This is a genomic window from Mesobacillus boroniphilus (assembly GCF_018424685.1).
Classification (GTDB): domain Bacteria; phylum Bacillota; class Bacilli; order Bacillales; family Cytobacillaceae; genus Mesobacillus; species Mesobacillus boroniphilus_A.
In genome coordinates this window covers 55,671-76,965 of sequence record NZ_QTKX01000003.1, presented here as the reverse complement: position 1 = coordinate 76,965, position 21,295 = coordinate 55,671, and the positions used below count along the sequence as shown (strand labels likewise).

Annotated in this window: 19 protein-coding genes and 1 pseudogene; 1 reads left to right on the top strand and 19 read right to left on the bottom strand. The window is 42.7% G+C overall.

The features are described 5' to 3' along the window. Nucleotides 1–12 precede the first annotated feature (12 nt). The 6 genes from DYI25_RS17720 to DYI25_RS17695 form a co-directional block, all read right to left on the bottom strand. Nucleotides 13–1,095 (bottom strand): hypothetical protein, encoded by a 1,083-nt coding sequence (locus DYI25_RS17720; RefSeq protein WP_213371427.1) that lies wholly within the window; start codon nt 1,093–1,095, stop codon nt 13–15. Nucleotides 1,096–1,349: 254 nt separating this feature from the next. After that, a complete protein-coding gene (locus DYI25_RS17715; protein WP_213371425.1) occupies nt 1,350–2,321 on the bottom strand; it encodes a glycosyltransferase in 972 nt (323 codons plus the stop codon). 69 nt (nt 2,322–2,390) lie between these two features. Then, on the bottom strand, nt 2,391–3,506 hold the full coding sequence (locus DYI25_RS17710; RefSeq protein WP_213371423.1) for a glycosyltransferase: 1,116 nt from the start codon (nt 3,504–3,506) through the stop codon (nt 2,391–2,393). Between the two features lie 45 nt (nt 3,507–3,551). After that, the gene (locus DYI25_RS17705; protein ID WP_213371422.1) at nt 3,552–4,439 is read right to left on the bottom strand and encodes a GT-D fold domain-containing glycosyltransferase; all 888 of its coding nucleotides are present in this window, start codon (nt 4,437–4,439) and stop codon (nt 3,552–3,554) included. Nucleotides 4,440–4,551: 112 nt separating this feature from the next. Then, a complete protein-coding gene (locus DYI25_RS17700) occupies nt 4,552–6,171 on the bottom strand; it encodes a glycosyltransferase family 4 protein (RefSeq protein ID WP_213371420.1) in 1,620 nt (539 codons plus the stop codon). Between the two features lie 312 nt (nt 6,172–6,483). Next, nucleotides 6,484–8,712 carry a CsxC family protein gene (locus tag DYI25_RS17695; RefSeq protein WP_213371418.1) on the bottom strand — a complete coding sequence of 743 codons (2,229 nt, stop codon included), beginning with the start codon at nt 8,710–8,712 and terminating at the stop codon, nt 6,484–6,486. A gap of 398 nt (nt 8,713–9,110) precedes the next feature. Between DYI25_RS17695 and DYI25_RS17690 the strand changes: the two genes are divergently transcribed. Beyond that, the gene (locus tag DYI25_RS17690) at nt 9,111–9,593 is read left to right on the top strand and encodes a hypothetical protein (protein ID WP_213371416.1); all 483 of its coding nucleotides are present in this window, start codon (nt 9,111–9,113) and stop codon (nt 9,591–9,593) included. A gap of 196 nt (nt 9,594–9,789) precedes the next feature. On the opposite strand, the pseudogene DYI25_RS17685 reads toward DYI25_RS17690, so the two are convergent. The 13 genes and pseudogenes from DYI25_RS17685 to recQ all read right to left on the bottom strand — a co-directional run. Further along, nucleotides 9,790–10,707: pseudogene (locus tag DYI25_RS17685) on the bottom strand (anti-sigma factor); the annotation flags it as partial. After that, nucleotides 10,682–10,900 carry a Nif3-like dinuclear metal center hexameric protein gene (locus DYI25_RS17680; protein WP_213371414.1) on the bottom strand — a complete coding sequence of 73 codons (219 nt, stop codon included), beginning with the start codon at nt 10,898–10,900 and terminating at the stop codon, nt 10,682–10,684. The pseudogene DYI25_RS17685 and the gene DYI25_RS17680, both read right to left, overlap by 26 nt. Before the next feature lie 88 nt (nt 10,901–10,988). Next, complete coding sequence (locus DYI25_RS17675) at nt 10,989–11,648, bottom strand: DUF429 domain-containing protein (protein WP_213371412.1); 660 nt, start codon at nt 11,646–11,648, stop codon at nt 10,989–10,991. Between the two features lie 223 nt (nt 11,649–11,871). Next, nucleotides 11,872–12,489 (bottom strand): HAD family hydrolase, encoded by a 618-nt coding sequence (locus tag DYI25_RS17670; protein WP_213371411.1) that lies wholly within the window; start codon nt 12,487–12,489, stop codon nt 11,872–11,874. A 195-nt stretch (nt 12,490–12,684) separates the two neighbouring features. Beyond that, nucleotides 12,685–13,488 (bottom strand): bifunctional DNA-formamidopyrimidine glycosylase/DNA-(apurinic or apyrimidinic site) lyase, encoded by an 804-nt coding sequence (mutM, locus tag DYI25_RS17665; protein WP_213371409.1) that lies wholly within the window; start codon nt 13,486–13,488, stop codon nt 12,685–12,687. Between the two features lie 188 nt (nt 13,489–13,676). Beyond that, complete coding sequence (gene rlmD / locus DYI25_RS17660) at nt 13,677–15,047, bottom strand: 23S rRNA (uracil(1939)-C(5))-methyltransferase RlmD (protein ID WP_213371407.1); 1,371 nt, start codon at nt 15,045–15,047, stop codon at nt 13,677–13,679. An 85-nt stretch (nt 15,048–15,132) separates the two neighbouring features. Beyond that, on the bottom strand, nt 15,133–15,471 hold the full coding sequence (locus tag DYI25_RS17655; protein WP_213371405.1) for a DUF3221 domain-containing protein: 339 nt from the start codon (nt 15,469–15,471) through the stop codon (nt 15,133–15,135). Between the two features lie 9 nt (nt 15,472–15,480). Beyond that, nucleotides 15,481–15,942, bottom strand: coding sequence for a BsuPI-related putative proteinase inhibitor (locus DYI25_RS17650; RefSeq protein WP_213371403.1), 462 nt, complete (start codon nt 15,940–15,942; stop codon nt 15,481–15,483). 133 nt (nt 15,943–16,075) lie between these two features. Beyond that, a complete protein-coding gene (locus DYI25_RS17645) occupies nt 16,076–16,966 on the bottom strand; it encodes an ABC transporter permease subunit (RefSeq protein ID WP_213371401.1) in 891 nt (296 codons plus the stop codon). After that, nucleotides 16,959–17,912 (bottom strand): ABC transporter permease subunit, encoded by a 954-nt coding sequence (locus DYI25_RS17640; protein ID WP_213371399.1) that lies wholly within the window; start codon nt 17,910–17,912, stop codon nt 16,959–16,961. Before DYI25_RS17640 ends, DYI25_RS17645 begins: the two co-directional genes overlap by 8 nt. A 58-nt stretch (nt 17,913–17,970) precedes the next feature. Then, nucleotides 17,971–18,393 (bottom strand): DUF3139 domain-containing protein, encoded by a 423-nt coding sequence (locus DYI25_RS17635; RefSeq protein ID WP_213371397.1) that lies wholly within the window; start codon nt 18,391–18,393, stop codon nt 17,971–17,973. 121 nt (nt 18,394–18,514) lie between these two features. Continuing rightward, complete coding sequence (locus tag DYI25_RS17630; RefSeq protein WP_213371395.1) at nt 18,515–18,907, bottom strand: hypothetical protein; 393 nt, start codon at nt 18,905–18,907, stop codon at nt 18,515–18,517. A 122-nt stretch (nt 18,908–19,029) separates the two neighbouring features. Then, nucleotides 19,030–21,162, bottom strand: a complete 2,133-nt coding sequence (recQ, locus tag DYI25_RS17625; RefSeq protein ID WP_213371393.1) for a DNA helicase RecQ — start codon at nt 21,160–21,162, stop codon at nt 19,030–19,032. Nucleotides 21,163–21,295 lie beyond the last annotated feature (133 nt).

Here is a 21,295-nt window from a genome sequence, read left to right as displayed (position 1 = left end):
GTTTATTTGTTTCTATCCTAAACTGAGTGACAACCCCCATAGAACATGCGCCGCAAAGCGAGGATAAAAGTTTTTGTTTTTACTAGAAACCGAAGGATAATAAAGTAGGTCAGGAAATGGTCCATATTGTTCATCGATAATCCCTATCAGATGTTTTACCTTTTCCTGCTCATCGTAACTGGAGTAAAAGGCTAAAGCCATTCCAGCTCCCCACAGTCGGGCAGGCCCTTTATTAAGTTCAGTAAATCTATATACCTTATCATTAACAATAAAACGATCAATGGATTTAACAGCCTGCTCAATCGTCCACGGCACTGGATGTAACCCTCCATACTTCCTGTAAAGCTCCATCCCCCATAGAATATATCCATGGTGTATTACATCATTTAATTTGCTTTTTTTTGCAGGATCTTCGTAGATCGTATAGTACCATTCAGGCATCCCTTTAGATAATTTCACGTTTGAAATAACAGAATTAGCGGCAGAGTTGATCCGACCTTTTACAAAGCTGTATTTCTGCTCAGTGAATATACAGCCGTGTTCTGCCAATAGTCTCGATAATGTTCCAAGAAACATCGCAGAAACATTCACGGTAAAGTTAGAATCAGTTTTACTGAGACTGTACCAGAAATAGCCCCCTTTAGCATTTGAGGTCCACACATTCTGGCACCAATGAAGGGCAGTTTTAGCCAATATGCCTTGAATGATTGCTCTCTCCTTAAAAGACACCAATTCAAGCATTGATAAAACATCCAGTAAACCATTCATCACGATGGATGTTGTAATAGTGTAGGGGTGATTAGGCGGATTAACGGAACCGTTCTGATATGCATCCCATTCATGAGGCAGACCCCATCCCGGAATGCCGTCCTTATCTAAATCCTTGTTCTCAATCAGCCAGTTAACTAGCTCCTGGATTCTATCAAGAGTGTTTTGATCGCGAAATAACCTATAATATATTATTTCAGAGGAAAGCAGCAAACCATAAGTCATTGGCTGATATGACTTACCCGGAAAAGTAGGCTCCAGCCCTTTTCCCAGTTCTCCCATGGGAAACTTCTTTATTAACATTTCATAAAAACCGCGTGCATCCACAGGTATCCTTCCTTTCTGTAGCTTTTTCCTATTCCAGTAGATAAAAAGACATATATTAGAGTATGTGACAGTCCGGACAAGCGCTTGGACCTTTATACCACTCAATTAAAATGTGCATGAATGGAAATAGGTTGACACCGGCAGTTTATAGTAAACCGATTAGCCATGAGTGGTATCCCCCCTCCTTTCTTCCAAAACTTACATAAAAAAAAGACGAGATCTCGATATCTCATCTTTTTAGCTATCTCACAGATTCATTTTTTCTGCCCATCTAAATACTCCTGAATATATTGAACCATTTGCTTGGCTCTGGCTTCATTCGTATGGTTTTCATGGATAAACCTATATCCATTATCAGCTATGAGCTGCCGTTCTTTTTCATGGTCTCGATAATATTGCGCTTTTTCCTGAAAGTTTGAAAGATCGCATGCCACGAAATGCTGGCCTTCTTTAAAACCGAGATCCAGTATATCCTGTACCGGCTCGGCAAGCAGCAGGGTCCTGCATGCCAGGGCTTCAAAATATTTCAGAACAGGGTATTTATACTGCCCCCCACAGGTGAAGAAAATTTTAGACCGGTTTAATTCACGGGCATACTTTTCATTCAGGATCGCAGCTTCAGGGGCATCATGCCCTGGATGTGCGTGATGGACAAAGCCATCTACTTCCTTCATTTTCTTTAAAACTTCCTCCCTGAAAGGGTATCTCCCTTTTGGGGTATTTGTGTTGTTCTGTCCGTCGTGGTCATATACCTGGCCCATCAGTAAGTAATCGATGTCTTTTTCCAGCTGCCAATCTTTAAAAATAGTTGGATTAATAGAAAACGGCCACCATCTGAACTTCTCCTTATATTCGGGAAATGTTTTCAAAAAGGGCGACTTTGTGAGGGAAAAAATCATATCCATATTGGTGTCTTCAAAATATTGCCTTCTTACATAGGGAAAGTAATGGACGTCGATTACAATTGACCCTTTAGGGATGTCGATTTGCCCCAGGCCGCTGATGATCGGTGAAAAAGCATATCCCCACGCCACATCATACTGAAGAATGAAATCTGGTTTAAAATCGATTCTTCGCAAGATATCCTTTATGTTTCCGTCTTTATGCCAGTACCTGACCTCAGCATCGTTCTCCAGGGCAGCAATCGTTTCATACTTTGGCTTATGCTTCGGAAACTTAATCCAGAACGGCTTGACCAGCAGTAAAATTTTCAGTTTCTCCTTCAATGGATTCCACTCCTTCGTGTTCTGTAAAACCCGGGTATCTGAATAGAAGAACCCCCTAAATCCGGGGGTCTATTTATACTTATTTATATGTTTATCAATGACATTAAGCCCTCTTAAAGTGCCGATTGCTTTGAGGTTCTGAACAGGAGAATGATAATCCGGACACAGTTCCAATGCTTTAATGAAATGGAAGTACGCCTCGTTATATTTCTTTAAAAACATCAAGGCTTCACCTAAATAATTTTCCTCAAGATGGGTCCTGTTCTCGATCTTGGTGAAGTGCTTAACCGCACGCGGATAGTCTTTTTCAATCAACCCTTTCATCCCTTCAAAAAAAATACGGTCACGGTCACTCTTGATTAAGGGAATGGCATCATTAAAGAGGATAAATGCTTCATTCATCATCCATCTCCTGGATAATGCGAGCCCGGCAATTAATTTAGCAGCAAAAAGATTGTGATCCGTACCATCAGGACCGCCATTTGCTTCGTGAATATTCTTCAGGTCATGATCGGAAAGATTCAGTTTCACATGCCGAGCCAGTACAGCCGGATTTTTCTGGTTCGTCACATTTGTCTGATGCCTCCTGTAAAGATACAAAGGCTCTGGAATATGATAGGACAGGCAGTCACTCTTTAAAGCCTTCAGGATAAAATCCGTATCGGACCCAACTTTAATAGTAGGATCATATTTTACTTCGCTTTTGAGCACATCTCTTTTAAAAATCATTGTTGGGTTATTGAATGGAGTTCCTACATTCAGGAAAAAAGAATACAGGCCTTCAGGCAGCACATTCCCTGATTGCCAGTAGCCCATCGGTGAGCCCCCTGCTGTAATCAGGAGCATATCAGAATGCACAACTCCAATCCCGCCGCGCTGAAGAATCTGGAGCATCCGTTCAAAACGGTTTATAAGGGAGAGATCGTCGGCTCCATGGAAGGTGATATAATCTCCTGTCGCCTCAGATAATCCCTTGTTAAAAGCCTCCGCCACTCCCTTGTTCTCTTGTTTAAAATATTTTATTCTTTCATCAGTAAACGTCAGCACTACCTCTTCACTGTTATCTGTTGAACCATCATTCACAATGATGAGCTCCAGATTTTTATATGTCTGATTCAAGATGCTGCTGATGGTTTCCTTAAGGAAATCCCCCCCGTTGTACACTGGCAAAATGACGCTAATCATAAAAACACCCCAGTTATGTGATTGAAAAAGAGATGATCGGCCTCCTCATTCGGTCCTGATCACCCTGCGGCCTGACAGATACCAATCAAGCAAGTGCCCAAAATCAATTGCCACCTTATCCCTCCTGGCTATTTCCACACAGATGATGTTGGCGGCTACCCCCGCCGAAACGAAGGCAATGTCATACTCATATCGATCGGCTTCTTCCATCACTTTTTCAATCGAATCAAATCCTGGGACCTTTATGGTGCCTGCAATGGAGTTATAGCCCTTTTTGATGAAAAATTCCTCTCCATCAGCCGAACGATTTCCAATCAGCAGGACTCGATAATTCTTTAAAACATGATGATAAAAAGCTGTTTCCTGGTTAATCTGGTAATTGATCAGTGAAGCAGCCAATTTCATAGACTGCAATGGCAGCCCATATTCCTTAGCGACTTGATTGAACATCCTCTGATAGACTGGATATCTCGCTTCTGGAATGCCAACAATATCAGCCTCTAGCAGATTCTTAGCCAATAAATCTCTTTTTTCATGGTTCGGGACCTTAAATCCCCCCATACCCTTAAGCCGTCTATTTTTATTAATTTCTTCTGAAGTAACCAGGATATCGTGTGATAAAGCCAGTATTTCGCCATCACCAATCCTTATTACACTGAACCCCTTCTTTTCTCGCAAAGCCTCTAACAGCTGCATTTCTACTTCGCTTGCTGTTTGCAGGCAGATTATATCATTCAAAAGGCTCTTCATGCCTTCCTCGATGATGTCTTCAAGATTATAAGGAAGATATTGATTTTTTAGTAGTTTGCTTTTAACAATTGCCTCTCCGCCTCTGTAAATAGCCTCCGAGGCCATTGACTCCTTATCCCAGGGACCCGGATAGCCAAGCCTGAATAAGTACTCCCATTGTTCCGGCGAAAATGAATAGGTCAATTGAAAAACTCCTTTTTACCTTCAAATTTCTTTCAGTCATTTTAGGTATATTCAAAAATACGCAAGAAGTGTTTGTTTACTTTTCCAACATGGCCCCAGGTTGGTTTTCAGCTCAAATTTCATGATTCACTTTATAGAAAAATTCAGGGAGTGACGCGGCATCACCCAAAAGCCTGACTGTTTCAATTGAACTGGCTTTTTCCTTCGCATCTTCATCAAGATGAGCTTTCAGCAAATAAAAATCGGCATGATTAGTGAATTGTTTGATATACTCCTTTAATCTCTTCTTTGCCTGCTCTTTCCTTTGAAGTCTCAAAAGACTCAGAACGATCCACCGGCCAATTGCGGCTTTTTCCTTTTCATTTTCTTCTCGATCATACAGAAATTGAAATTCAGCCAATGCATCCTCGTATTCTTTTATTAAAAATGACTTGTATCCAGGATAATTGAACAGTTGCAGCTTGTTGAACGGCAGTAATGGGGTGAAGCAATGCTCCGTTTTTCCCTCATCCACGTGTTTGCGACAAGCAACGACTTCCCACCTGGCTACTGGCGGTGCTTTTTCAACAGCGTAAACCACAGGAGCTTTCACAATATCCGCGCTGGTGACACACAAAAAGTTTTTCAGTTTCGCTAAATCTTCTTTTGCCAGAAAATGCTCTGATTTTACAGCGATTTCCCATTCGTTGAGCTGATTCTGCCCCTTTACTTTATGCGAAGCCACTTTTTTATAAAAATCCAGCAGTTCCTCGATTATTGTATTCCATTTATAGTTTTCAACTGTTATGAGACCATTGGCCGTTAATTTTTTTTGTAACTCTTTACTTGATAATACACAGGCTATTTTCTCTGCCATATCAACAGGGTCAGTCTTCTGGCAGATTAAAGCATTCTCCTGGTCGACAGCATATTCAAGTACTCCAAGGTTATTTGTCGTAACAACGGGGCATCCGCAGGCCATAGCCTCTAGGGCCGGAAGGGAAAAGCTTTCGTAGGTTGACCCGCAAATATACAAAGAAGCCCCTCTGTATAAGCTGCTGATTTTTTGTTGAGTGGGACCGACAAAAACCTTGTTCACCCTCCTTTTCATTTCCTCAGAAGGCTGTTCAGGGGTAATCCAGTATAAATCGACATCAAATTCTTTTTTTACTTTTTCATAGGCAGTTATGATATCAGCGATTCCCTTGAATTTCGCAGACTCGGCCCCTACCATCAGCAGGTAAGGCTTTTCTGCGCTCTCTTTTTCAGCTTTCATTGTTGTAAAAATATCTTCATCTACCGCATTGGGAATAACCTTCGCTTCCCTTCCATAGATGCTAGCAATCTGCTTTGATGCCTGATTGGACACAGTGAAGATAAAAGGAGGGATTTCAAGTTGTTTCTGAATGAATTTTTTCAAAATACTGTTCATTGAATCATAGTCAAATAGATGAAAATCACCCTGTTCAAAATAAACAACAGGAGCAATCCCCGTTTCAATGCACGCCTGAATATGATCCCAATAAGTAGCGACAATCACATCGCAATTTGGAATCCCTTTTGCCAGGTCAAGTTCAAATGGAACCTGGATATATTCCGCTTCAATCGGAAACCAGGACGGCTTCTGAAAATGAGATACCAGCGTTACCCTCGCACCTGCTTTTTTCAGCCTGTTTGCATGCTCTAATATGACCTTCACCCCGCCGGAAATGCCGACATGGGTCATAGCATAGACAATGTGAAGTCTTTCCATTCTTCTACTAGATTTGGTTAATAGTTGTTTTTTTGCTAATGGAAGAAGGTTCAGACGTTTTTCAAATTCAAAATTTCTGAGCTTTTGTATCATCTTTTCACCCGCAAATAGTTTAATTTCAAGATACCATGATCCTATAATATGAAATTAAAATTGATTAGTGCGATTTGATAAGGAATTCCTGGAAACAGGTATTTTTCGTAAGATCTTATTATTTTGATTTTTCACCAGTTACTGCAAAAGAAAAAACCCTTCAAATACCAGGCAAGGGTAATAGAAGGGCTATAATAGTTGAGTTTTTCTTATTTATCTTTATTGTGGATCAGCAAATTCAATATCACATGTTGAAACAGCTGTATCTGTTGTAATATTACTTCCTGTTTGTTGTCCTATGAAGACTATACCGACCGCTTTAAAGTTTATTCGTCTATTACCGGTTGCATTTCCGCCTGCAGATATGTTGTAAACTGTGCCAATCATTAAAGCATTTCTTATTTCCTGCTCACAATCATCTTCACAGCTTACCTCAGGTGGTTCAGGTAAAACCAGCGGTACAATTCCTAATGTTTCAAAATTAGTATTAGGGGTTCTAATCCAGGCTATCTTACAAATACTTATTATAGTTCCATCATTAAGTGTAACTATTCCTTCTCCAACCTGCGATACATTCGTTATTGATCCTGTCACGGTACCACCGTTTTCAGTATTTATTTGAACGTTAACTGATCCTGTCGCACCAGCAATTTGCAACAGAACGTTCCTGATTTGTTCTGTACAAGTACATTCAAGTTCGTCACATTCACATATTCCAGTTGGTCCCGTTGGCCCAATTGGCCCCGTTGGTCCTGTTGGTCCCGTCGGTCCGGTTGGCCCCGTTGGTCCTGTTGGTCCGGTTGGTCCTGTCGGCCCTGTTGGTCCGGTTGGCCCTGTTGGTCCGGTTGGTCCTGTTGGTCCGGTTGGTCCTGTTGGTCCGGTTGGCCCTGTTGGTCCTGTCGGTCCGGTTGGCCCTGTTGGTCCTGTCGGTCCTGTCGGTCCGGTTGGCCCTGTTGGTCCCGTCGGTCCGGTTGGCCCCGTCGGCCCTGTTGGTCCGGTTGGCCCCGTTGGCCCCGTTGGTCCTGTCGGTCCTGTTGGCCCCGTTGGTCCCGTTGGCCCTGTTGGTCCGGTTGGTCCCGTCGGTCCTGTTGGTCCGGTTGGTCCCGTTGGTCCTGTTGGTCCCGTTGGTCCTGTTGGTCCGGTTGGTCCGGTTGGTCCTGTTGGTCCTGTTGGTCCGGTTGGTCCTGTTGGTCCGGTTGGCCCGGTTGGTCCCGTCGGCCCTGTTGGTCCTGTCGGTCCGGTTGGCCCTGTTGGTCCTGTTGGCCCTGTTGGTCCTGTTGGCCCCGTTGGTCCGGTTGGTCCCGTCGGTCCTGTTGGTCCCGTCGGTCCCGTTGGTCCTGTTGGTCCGGTCGGCCCTGTTGCTCCTGTTGCTCCGGTTGGTCCCGTTGCTCCGGTTGGTCCGGTCGGCCCTGTTGGTCCCGTTGCTCCCGTTGCTCCTGTTGCTCCTGTTGCTCCTGTTGCTCCTGTTGCTCCTGTTGCTCCAGTCGGTCCTGTTGCTCCGGTTGCTCCAGTCGGTCCTGTTGCTCCGGTTGCTCCGGTTGCTCCGGTTGCTCCGGTCGGTCCCGTTGGTCCCGTTGGTCCCGTTGGTCCGGTCGGTCCGGTTGGTCCGGTTGGTCCGGTTGCTCCGGTTGGTCCGGTTGGTCCGGTCGGTCCTGTTGCTCCGGTTGGTCCAGTCGGTCCTGTTGCTCCAGTCGGTCCTGTTGCTCCTGTTGGACCGGTTGGTCCTGGCGCTCCTCCACCAACTGGGACTTGTTGTTTCTGAAGAAGCTTGATTGTAAACTTGACAATCATCTTTTCTACAACATTCCTAAAGGTTCCTTCGAATATTGCTCCCTCTTGCAACAGAACCCGGTCTGTTGCTTCATCCCACTCTATAATACGGCTGGAGACCAAGTCGCAGTATGGAAGTTCATTATAGTGTTGTGTACTATCTTGATGATATTGCGAAAGATCACTCGTCAGCAGTTCATCTTTTTCAGGAAAACCTTCTGGTAAAGGTTGGGTAATTAAAAAATCAAATTCACTGCGCCGGTTAAATTGAATGTCTACTGGACGAGTAATGAACTCCTTAATTGGAGTGGTACACTCAAAAGGAACTTTAACGGTAAGAGACCGGATATTTGAGTCTATAGACTTACGAATCCATCCCGTTGGTGCAGCAGCGTATTTGATATTTTTTTCTACATATCCTTTTATGAATAGCTGATTCGTTGGCATCAAAAGACGACATTGAACAAGGACTACACGTTTTTTTATATCCTTGATTTCCAGTACATCCTCCGGAAAGGTAATATCAGCTTTAACTGGAGTACTAACTTCAATCTCAGCTAAGACTACGGGTACTTTGCTTATTCTTGCGTCAAAATTCACGTCCGGTACTACGTTTCTGTTTGAACAATTGCCAATACTCGCTGAATTTTCTTTATTGTGATTCTCTTTATCTCCCAATAATCTCACTCCCTTATTTTTTATTGAGAACACAATATATTATGGGAATTTCTCTCTAGGGGATTGGACTATTTATCTAAAAGCCGGAAACGTTGGGGAAATTCCACATCTGACTTAGAACATAAACGGAGGTGGAAGCTTTGTAAGAGGTTAAGATTCAGAAACAATGTTCCAATAATCTTATATATTGGAAGATTGTTCACTCACAGAATAAGAAGCGCAAGCGCCTTGGTCAGCCCCGACAAGGATCGGGAGGCTGCCGTTCCTTGACTTCGATGACTCCTCCTGTCTTATACAAGTCAAGTCCCCCCTCTTCAATATTTTTTACAACAAGGGAATTTGCCTGGCTAAAAAGAAATAATTAATAAAAAGAGGATTTTTAAATGGGGGATTTTTTCATGCAAATAAGAATTCTTGTTTTGTTAATATTATCTTCTTTCCTTGTTAATGGCTGTTTACCAACCAGAAATATGAATGATCCCCTTCCTCTATCGAAAATGCGGACAGTAATAACAAATAAAGAAATACTAGCTAACAATAGTTATCGACACCTAAATGAGAGGAAAATCAGCAGCAAAACTTTGGAGCTTGACTCTGCCAGATGGAAAGCGGAGGTTGAGCCGTTAATTGGGCAGACGAATATTTTTATATTCCCATTCGGAAGCAGCGTTTTGCCCGGAGATGAAAAATTTTCAACTTTACAGGATTACAGATTCACCATCTTCTGTTCTGTTGGACCAGATGCCTATATTCCAACAGCCAAGCGATATGCTCTAATGGATCGGGTACATATAGACGGAATAGCATTACAACAGCAAAAAGACATCACAGATCGATTTTTTAACAGCGAGGAAGTTATTGATGAGGCTAGATATCGGTAGGTTCTTGTTGTGTTTAGAAACACGGATGCATGGTTCTAATGTATCAAATTTAAGAGAGCCTTATCCTTTGTGGATAAGGCTCTCAGTTATGCTAACACAATTTTCGCAACCGCTTCACAATGTCCAGTGTGTATGTGGCAACACATGAGATGCTGGTTAAGTTTACGGGCTCTAATCTGTTGTATAGTATCTGCTACTATTGACGAATATCAATCCACCAACGATCTTTCGCATTCATATTTTCAGTATTACCAAACCCACTGTAATGGAAAGCATCAAGGAAGATTGAATCCAATTTATCCTCATCAACAAAATAACCTAAATTAATCTTCTTTGTTTCACCTGGTTGGATAATCCCAATATTATAAAAGCCTTTTCCACTTCCGTGAGGTTCTAAATAATCGACTTCGCCGGTCATAATACTTTCTTCGTTGATTCCATTTTTCCCAGCATAGTTCCATGCATCTTTTTCTGATTGAAGTACTTGTAAAGACGGGTGCATATAAATTTCTTCGGTTGCCTGTTTACTAGTATTTTTCACTGTTGTTGTCAGGTAGACAAATTTAAGATTGACCAATTTCGACTCTATTAATTCGTCAATTGACTCTTTGCCATTTCCAACTTTATCCCGCTTGTAAGGCAATAATTTCTTTGCTTGATCTATGGCCTTATTCTCGCTCAGAATTTCTAACTCTGATTCATTGAAGTTCTCTTGTTTTAAATCCTTAATTGAATCAAAGACTTCAACTTTTTCTATAACATATTCGAGTTTACCTTCAGTTTCAGTAACCCCTTGTTCTACGGTTACAGGAACCGTTTGACCTACCCTAAATAGTTGTTTGCTGTCTTTTTTCAAAGGAATAACTCTCGATTCTGTTGGTTTATCCCCTTTGCTGAAATGGGCTACATCATAATCCAGTGTATAGGATGAATTTTTTTCTGATGTTGGTTCGAGTGAAATGTTCTCTATGACTTTCATCATTTGTTCATCACTCACATCGGCTCCAATGTAACTTTCTAAGAGAAAGACCTGTCTATCAAACATTACATTTTTGTTTCCAGTATCTTTCTTAACAATCACTGCTTTCCTACCATTTATCTCCTTTTCTTCGTAGCCGTGTCACCATCATATCAACACCATGAATTCTTGCTTCCTCTATCGTTTCAAGCGTTAGGTTCACACAGTACCCTAATTTTTTAACTTTTTTATCTGCATGGTATGTAAGCCCAGATTCTCTTGAATAGATTTCCATATTTGTTATATGGAACAGATCATTAATTCTTTCAACAATATGTGTAACATCCATAGACTTACCTCCTCAATTTCACCATGACAATAACATCAATAGAATATTTGGAATGTTTCTCTATACTTACTGCCAACTACTGCTGAATTTAACAGCAATAGTCATAAGGATGTAGCGGATGACAAGCCGGGAATATCCACTTTGCACTATACGAAGGATCCTTCCAATGCCATGCACCTAATGCAGCTGCACACGCATCGATCGAATGGCTTTCGTCTTCCATTTCAATAGGTAATTGTAAAAGCCCCTGCTCCGCAAGCCAATTTCGTATATAGCTTCTAGCTGATCGATCTTGTTTGTAAGCCAACACATATTCAATATTTTGTTTGGACAGTCTCGATCCAATTATGGCCCCTGGATGGACTTCCACTAAAGAAATTGGATACCCGGCGTTTAAATTTTCTATTTCTCTACTAAGCTTTATTCCTCTTAATGTTAAATACACCATTCTATTTAAGGTTGGAGGCATGATTGAACCTGATCTCATCCCTAAATCCACAATAAACTTTCTTAGTTCCCGGTCGCCTTTTCTATCTCCTCCACCGTCTTCATAAGATAATGGTGCATCAATTCCGATAACAACCTCATCTAATTGGCTTTGCTCAAAAACCTCTTTCAATATATCCTGATCACTTAAATTATTTGCCCACTTAACAAATTTCAGCTGGTTCCCATCTTGTTCAAAAATAGTGAAAACTGTATCCTTATGATTTCTTGGTCCTGATAAATCAATTCCAATTACTCTCATATATAAAAACCCTCACTTCCGTCATTACAGGATTTAATCATTCTTATAAAACACAATTCACGAGTGTGCTTGATGAACATTCAGCAATTTTATCAGCCGTATGACCTTTTGATCATCCCCAGTATCAATATGGACGAGCTTTGTAGTTTGAATGATTTTATTAAAACTTCCTTTATGTACAAATTCAGATAAGTTTCACCTTTGAAAACTTGTTAATCCTCCTCTAGATTACTCTTAAAAGTTCTTCAAAACTATTAACTTTCATATCATATTGACTTACATGGCCAAATCCATATTCAGCATAAATAAAGGGAATATTAGCAAATCTAGCTGCTTCAAAATCACCTTGTGTGTCGCCCACATAAACTGGATTTGATAAGTTATTTCTATCAATAATTAAGTTAATATTTTCACCTTTTGACAGACCAGTTCTACCTGGGTTTTCAAAGTCTAAAAAATACTTATCAAGCCTATGGAACTTATAAAAAGCTTCTATGTAACCATCTTGGCAGTTACTCACGATGTATAGTTTGTATTTTTGAGAAAGCTCCTTTAGGACACTCTCTACATTGTGATAAAGAACCCCTCCGTTTTTTTCTAAGATAGATTGTTCTACTTCGCAACAATCTTTTATTATTTTTTGCCGTTCTTTATTATTTAAGGTGGGAAAGAGTTTCCTGCTTATTTCATTCATCTGTAATCCCATCGTACCTTCAAAATCTTTCCGGGTTAATTCACTATCTATGAGTTTATTTTTTCTTATCACGTTGTTCCAAGCACAAAGTACTGTGTCTATTGGGTCCCAGATGGTTCCATCTAAATCAAAAATTATACTGTCCAATTTATTTCACTTCCTTTAAAGTTAGCCGTTCCCTTAAGCGCTTCCAAAACCTCATACCAATATAACACACCAAAAGATGGAAATAAAACAAACTACTAAAAGAGCCTTATCCGCAATAAGACTCTCTAATTTTGCAAGTGCAATCTTTGTGTGTAGTGTAATCGATCTAAAATTTATACCCTTACAAACTGTCATTTATTGCTGGCAATTGGGACAAAAGAACGTTTTACGTGAAGAAATTTCACTTTTTATAATGGAAGCATGGCAACGAGAACATTCTTTACCTTCTCTGTCATAAACATAAAATTGGTAGCCTCCTGTTTTGCCATCTCCTTTATATAGCGGGTTTTCCATATAACCACCTTGTTCTATTCCTTTTTTAAGGATAAACTGAATCGAATGATAGAGCCGTGTTAATTGTTGCACGTCAAGATCATTGATTTTTGTATCAGGGCGAATCTCTGAATGCCAAAGAATTTCATCAGAATACCCATTCCCTATTCCAGCTAGCACTTCTTGATTGATCAATGTTGTTTTAATTGTTCCTTTTCTTTTTTGCATTATTTGAAGAAAGGCATCCAGTGTAAAATCAGCATCAAGTACTTCAGGTCCCAGTTTTTTAAACTCTTCCTGGACCTCTTCGGGTGATAAAAGATGCAGATAGCCCAATCGCAGGCCAATGTAATATAAATGTTGTTCTCCAAATGATAGCTTTACTTGAATTGTCCTGTCTGGTTTATCTTCCTCTTTGCCAAAAAACATCCATCCGCCAAGCATCAGGTGCAATAATAAACATTTCCCATCTTGTAATTGAAAAATTAAATATTTTGCTCTTCTAGTAATCGTTTTTATAGCTTGATTTGAAACTTGCTTAGTAAACGTGTCAACTGGTACGTTAATAGACTTTTCGCGTCCGATCTCAACATCTGAAATTTTTAGCCCGCCTATCAATGACCCCAGTAATGTTTGATATGTTTCCATCTCTGGCAATTCAGGCATAATTTTGTCCCCCAAGTTACATTTTATTTATACAGTATTTCCTACTGGTGAGTTATTATAAATGGCAGCATTCAGCATGAGATATGGGGACGGTGATGTACATCTCATCCGGGAGGGAAATATCATTCAATCGATGAAGTGATCACCACTATAAGAGCCTTATCCGCTAATGGATAAGGCTCTCCAAATTATGCAAGTACAATCTTCGCTACCGCTTCACAATGCGTCGTCTGCGGAAACATATCAACTGGCTGTACTTCAACTGTCTTATACCCGCCATCTTCAAGAATTCGCAAATCTCTGGCCAGGGTGGCTGGGTTGCATGATACGTACACAACTTTCTTTGGTTTCATATCAATAATGGTCTGCAGCAAGGCTTCGTCGCAGCCTTTGCGTGGAGGATCTACGACTAAAACGTCTGCGCTGTTTCCTTCTTCGTACCAGGCTGGAATGACTGTTTCAGCTTCACCGACTGCGAATTCGGCGTTGGTGATACCGTTCAGTTCGGCGTTTCGTTTGGCGTCTTCGATGGCTTCGGGAACGATTTCGACGCCGAATACCTTCTTGGCTTTTTGCGCTAAAAATAACGAGATCGTGCCGATGCCGCAATAGGCGTCAATGACGGATTCTTCACCAGTCAGTCCTGCGTATTCAAGCGCTTTGTCGTAAAGCACCTTTGTCTGTTCAGGGTTGACCTGATAAAATGAACGCGCGGAGATGGCGAACTTGACGTCACCGATATAGTCATAGATGACTTCGCTGCCCCAGAGGACCTCTGTTTTGTCTCCCATGATGACATTCGTTTTCTTCGAGTTCACGTTATGGACGATTGATTTCACCTTAGGGAGCCTTGCGACGATTTCCTCCACCAATTTGTTCCGCTGCGGAATCTCATTCGTCCTGGTCACAATGACAACCATCAGCTCTCCTGTTTGTCTCCCGTAACGGGCCATGATGTGGCGGAGTACACCTTTGTGGGACTCCTCATCGTATGGCTGGATTCCGAGTTCACTCGCAATCTCTTTTACCACCTGGACTGCTTCATTAATTTCAGGAAGATGCAACAGACTTTCGTTCGTATCAACGATCTCATGGCTGCGCGGCTTGAAAAAGCCTGCAATCAGCCTGCCATCCTTCTCTCCAACCGGCACCTGCGCTTTGTTACGGTAGTGCCAAGGCTTGTCCATCCCCAAAATCGGGTGTACCATGACATCCTCAAGCTTGCCAATTCGCGCGAGCACTTGCTTCACCTGGTTTTCCTTATACTTCAGCTGGCCTTCATAGCTGATATGCTGAAGCTGGCAGCCGCCGTATTTATGGGCATCCTCAGCAGGACACTCTACTCTGAACGTACTTCTTTCAAGAATCTCCATCAGGCGTCCAAAGCCGTAACCCTTATTCACCTTGGTTACTTTGATCTTTGCTTTTTCGCCAGGAAGTCCGCCCTGGACAAAAATCGGGTAGCCCTCCACCTTGGCAACTCCCGCTCCGTCATGCGTCAAATCCTCAAATTCTACATCTATAAAATCATTCTTTTTAACCGGTATCGTTTTGCTCATCGTTTCCGTCCTTTGCTGTAAATTAGCTAAGTCAGATTTTATCATAATAAAGGCCGGATTGCGAAAAGCACCGGCCCTGAAAAACTTATTTACGTTCTACCTTCTTCGCTTTTGCCTGCTCTGGGTAACTTTCTTTCACACCGCCCTCAATCCAGTACTTTACTAGGTCGCCTCTTTGAAACTCACCACTTTTTTCATATGTCAGCCTGATTAACTTCAAACCGCCTTGGTCGATCAAAGCCTCACTCGAGACACCTTTGAGCTCGTTGTATCTTTCCAGACTGATATCTTGCGCGACAAGGATGGAATTGTCGTTAACTTCTAAAATAAATCCCTCGTCAGAAACCTGTTCATTTGCACAGCCAGCCATGCTAACTGACAGGGCAATTAAGAAGACGAAAAAGAATTTAATTGCCTTCACCATGGTTGCCCCCTACTTTACGGTAAATTCCTTCGTCACTTCGAATTTTTTGCCGTCTTTCGGTGTCATCCAGGCGGTCAAAATATAATCGCCTTTTCCAAGCTTAAGCTCATGAAGGTCGATTTCATAGGTCAATGACTCTCCCTGCTTCACCGTCTCTTCCCCCAGTGCCTGCAAAAAGGAGGCGACGCTTGAGAAAAGAAATATTTCTTTTCCATCCTTCGTTTTCACCGAGTAATCGTATCTTTGCGAGCTCGTAAATTCCAGAGTCACTTCTTCCTCCGTCTGATTCTTCACCTCATATTGAAAAACCAGCGGGCTCTTCTCCGTCAAGCTTGCAGCCATCTCTCCCGCCACGATTCCAGCACCTCCTCCATTTTTACCATCATCCTGATTATCTTTTGAAACCTTATTCCCCGTTCCACACCCTGTAACCAGCAACCCAAGCAGCAATATCATTAATAATTTTTTCATTCTCCGACCCTCCTGTTGAATTCACTCTTCATTATATTTGTCTGGAGAACCGAGCAAAAGGTTACATTAATTGATAAACTAATTGACCTACTTTCAAACAAAATGGAGAAGTGTCTGTTCACCTCTCCATCATTTACGCTCTTTTATACTTTTTGTCATAATATCGCTGCAACCCGCTGCTTGTCATTGAGAAAGCAAGAATGGTGATCCCAATCGCAATGGTCCCGGTAATAGGGAGCCACGGATGTGACCAAATATGGTGGGTAATCTCCGCGAAATAGGTCGGCCAGACATTGGAGGTATTCATGGCCTTATACCCTCCACTGAGCTGGGAAACGAATTCGACACTCAAAAAGATGTCTACGATCCCTAGCTGGCCGATGAGAAATAACGTTCTCCCAAGGTCTGAGAAAAACTGGACGATGAAAAAAGGTCTTAACGGCGGCCAGTAGTAGTTTTTCAGCATCGATACCGGCGAAGAGCCAGCAACAATTCCCGCTTCGACATAAGGTTTTTTTGATATATTGACCATTCCCTGGAAAAAAACATCGGCAACCCTTCCCGCTTCAATCAAAGCGAGCACGAGCATAATCCAGAGATAACGGTTGCTCGAAAAAGTAATGAACGGTGTGCCAATTAACAAAATGACAAAGAAAATCGGCGGCATAAATGAAAACAATCGATTCCATACGATCAGTATTCTTTGCAAGAATCGCGAATAAAAGCTTGCCATCGCCAACGGAATCGCAATGATATAACGAATCAGCACGATCGCCAGGATGGTTAACAGTGTTTCTTTCGTACCCAGCAGCACCCTGCTCAATAAATCCTTGCCATTTGCATCCGAGCCGATTGGATAATCCGCGGATGGTGCGAATGGAGGAAGTTCAAATCCACCGTCTTCCTTCTGCCTCATTACTGTTTCTTTCAAAGAAGTATCCACGAATGGAAGATATGGTGCCACAAATGCTATAACCACTAGAATAGACAATATAATCAAGCCAAATAGTAATGATTTATTCATGATTCATCTCCTGGGAAACCGGGGAAACAAGGCTTTTAAAAATCTGCGCGATCAAATTCGCAACCAGAATGATCGTGGCAAAAAAGATCGTATAACCCGTTGCCGAAATGCCGTCTACCATAATATCAAGTCCGATCCTGAAGCCTGTGCCCCTTAGTACCGCATCAAACAAACCGTCCGCCGCACCTTGAAAATCCATTAATTTTTCAACAATAAATAGATTCGAAAGTACATAGAGAGTGATGGTATTCGCCTGCGCCAGTATTCTAGGAAATGCATTTTTCAAAATATGTAGAAACAATATTTTCATGCTGGGAGTTCCTTTTGACTTCGCAGTCCGGATGTAATCATTTCCTTCCTGCTCCTGCAAACTTACATTGGTGATGTTCGCAAGGTAGAAAACAGGATAAATCAGCAAAAATAGAATCCCAACAACATAGGTTTCCAGCTTGTCACTGCCGTATAGCGTCACATGGAAAAACAGACCTTTTTCATATAAATACATCAGGCCGATCTGGATAATGATGATGAAAAATAGGTCCGGCATTGAGATGAACAGCCATGTCGTCCCATTCCCAAGGAAGTTGAGCTTTTTTCTCTGCATCCGAAAATCGAAAATCCCCTTTAACACACCAAAAATATAGGCCAGAATCAAAGTCGGAACAATCAAAAGCAAGCTCTTCCACGCCTTGCCTCCAATCCGATTCGCGTATGACTGGCCAGGGACAAACTCTCCAAGGTCTGGATTCTCTTTTACATAAGCAAAGAAACCGGTGATATTTTTTATATGAGTGTCCAATTCATAATCATAGCTTGCGGATTTGAACTGTCCGCCCGGTCCTGTCTCAAAATCAGTTTTAGCAGGCAAAAACAAAATCCCGATAAACAAAAATACGCAGACGATCCATAACACAAACTGCTCGATTGCCTTTTTGAAATAAACCATGAAGCCTCCTGATGCACTGTATTTTATAAAAAGCTGCTATTCTCCAACAATCATTCTCTCAATCTCCCAAACCCTCATAATGCCGGCCTTCTTCAGGCAGTTCCGCATCCGGCACACCAATATCCACCTGTTTGATCTCATTCTCATTTACAGAATAAGAGTAACTCCAGCCCGGCTCATTGGCGAACCTGACATCCATATGATATGGATTATAGCTCCTGCTCGTCCGATAACTGATCTTGAACTCCTCTCCCGGATACCTCTTCTCCAGGTAGTCAGTCAGCTGTTCCGTTTTGATTCCGCGATGATAGTTGATCCAAAGAGGACGAATTGCAAAGAAAGCCAGCTCTACGACTATCACAATCAGGATGATCTTTATAGCAGTTTTTCGCTTTTTTCTGGGTAAAAAATAACTAACTCCCATAATCAGTATGATTAACCCTATGGCCGACAATATCTCAATAACTGTAATTGGATGCATTCTAACACCAACCCTCTTTTTAGCACTAGTTATATTTTACCATTTTTAATTTTTCAGAAAAGTATTTTTTCCTTGTTAAAATTCAGTTTGTCAGGATTCGCACCTGGTTAACCGAGTGACATTATACTGTTCCCAACACCATGTGGCCGAAATGAATGAGTTTTTCTTGTTTCGGGCACATATCCAGCCATCTTGTGACCGTAATTAACGAGTTGCTCTTGTTTCGGGCACATGTCCGGCCATCTTGTGACCGTAATCCACGAGCTTCTCTTGTTTCGGGCACATATCCAGCCATCCTGTGACCGTAATCAACGAGTTTCTCTTGTTTCGGGCACATATCCAGCCATCTTGTGACCGTAATTAACGAGTTTCTCTTGTTTCGGGCACATGTCCGGCCATCTTGTGACCGTAATCCACGAGCTTCTCTTGTTTCGGGCACATGTACGGCCATCTTGTGACCGTAATCAATGAGTTTCTCTAATTTCGGGCACATATCCAGCCATCTTGTGACCATAATCCACGAGCTTCTCTTGTTTCGGGCACATGTCCAGCCATCTTATGACCGTAATCCACGAGCTTCTCTTGTTTCGGGCATATGGCCATAAAAAAGACGAAGCCAGCGGGCTTCGTCTCTTATCAATGGACCTTCTTTTTAGACATATATAGAAATGCTTTGATCATAAAATAACTGACTTTATCAGGCAGCAATTCCTTAATTGGCTTTAACTTGTCGCGGCCGGCTTCTGCCACGGCCCGCTCCAGGTCATCGATATACTGAGCAGGTATCAGCAGGTCATAATCGACTTCCATACCCTGCTGGATGCATTGGATCAGATGGTTTTCCACCGTGCTTTCGACCAGCTCGCGCTTAGAGGCAATCGCGGACACCGACAATTTCTCCTGATGCAGCTTATATGTTTCAAGATGGGAATCTCCGACGGCTTTCTTTGCCGGTTTCCTCACCGGCTCCGCAACAGCATTCATCACTGGCTGGCGCTCGGGATTCTCCTCGCAGAACTGAATTATCCGCTGAATGAAAGGTGCGCCATACTTCTGCAGCTTGTGTTCTCCCACTCCAGCGACATTAAGGAACTCTGCATCCGTCAGCGGCAACTTCAGGCACATATCCTTCAGCGAGGAATCTGAAAAAATCACAAACGGCGGGACTTTTTCTGCCGCGGCTACATTTCTCCGCAACTCCCGCAGCTCTTCAAATAATGGGTCATCATTGGAAACCTGCTTGATTTGCACGGCTTCCTTCCTGAAAACCTCCATTTTTCCAAGCAAGACATCCTTCCCTTTTTCCGGTACATAAATCGTCGGGTAGGTGCCGTGCTCGACGCCAATCAGCTCCTGTGAAATCAGGAATTCGATCAGGTCATTGACCTGTTTGGCATTCCGATCCTTCATCAATCCGTAAGTCGGCAATTTATCGAGGCGGAACTCAAGCACCTTTTTATTACGCGAGCCAGTCAAGACATTAGCTGTCATAGCCTTTCCGTATTTCTGCCCCATCCGTATGATGCACGACAGCACCATCTGCGCATCCTTCGTGACATCCTGGGTCTCCCGGCTATCTGTACAATTGCCGCAGCGTCCGCATGCCACCGTCTCTGTTTCGCCAAAGTAATGAAGGATATAGGATTGCAGGCATTCTTCGGTATGGCAGTAGCCGACCATCTGCTGCAATTTTTCTAGCTCAGGCGCAATTCGTTCGCGGTCAGCTGACTGGTCGATCAGGAAGCGCTGCACCTGGACATCCTGTGAAGAATACAGCACGACACATTCACTGTCCAAGCCGTCACGACCGGCACGGCCGGCTTCCTGATAATAGCTCTCCATATTCTTTGGCAGCTGGAAGTGAAGAACATATCTGATATTACTTTTATCGATTCCCATACCGAAGGCTGATGTTGCAACCATCACAGTAGCTTCATCCTGTAAAAATCGTTCCTGTTCGCCGTTTCGATCTTCATCCTTCATGCCGGCATGGTAGCGGGCGGCACTGAAGCCTTCCTTTTGCAGCGATTCATAAAGCTGGTCGACAATCTTCCTTGTCGCTGCATAAATGATGCCGGCTTCCTTTTCGTTCTTTTTGATAAAATCCCTTAAATACGCCTGGCGATCCTGACCTTTTACCACGGAAAAACTTAAGTTGCTGCGCTCGAATCCTGTAATCACTGTATTTTCCGGGTTTATTTTTAAAGACGCGCAAATATCTTCCCGTACTTTAGGAGTTGCAGTTGCCGTCAAAGCAAGGACAATCGGCTTTCGTGGCAGACGGTCAGCGAGTCCCGATATCTGCAGATAGCTCGGGCGGAAGTCATGTCCCCACTGCGAAATACAGTGGGCTTCATCGACGGCGATCAGCGGTATTTCCATGTTCTGCAGGTCATCGATGAACTCCCAGGACCCAAGACGCTCGGGAGCGATGTACAACAGCTTGTACTTTCCGTTCCTTGCGTCATCCATTCGTGCGGCAGCTTCACCCGCGGTCAGCGAGCTATTGATATATGTTGCCGGAATGCCAAGCTGTGTGAGCGTATCGACCTGATCCTTCATCAGTGAGATCAACGGTGAAATGACGATGGTTGTTCCAGGCAGCACGAGCGCCGGGATTTGATAGACAATCGATTTACCACCGCCGGTTGGCATGACACAGACCGTGTTGTTTCCTTCAAGTACAGAGGTGATCGCCTGTTCCTGGCCAAGGCGGAATGAGGAATATCCAAAATGATTTTGCAATAATTCATGGGCTTTTTGCAGCATATTGGGGTGGCTCCTTTCAGTGAGAAAAATTGAGGGGATAAAGGGGAAATCTCCTTCATTGTAACAGATAATCCCCAGCAAACGACAGCAAAAATGCCCTGCTTCCTAAAGAAACAAGGCATTCAGCTATTTA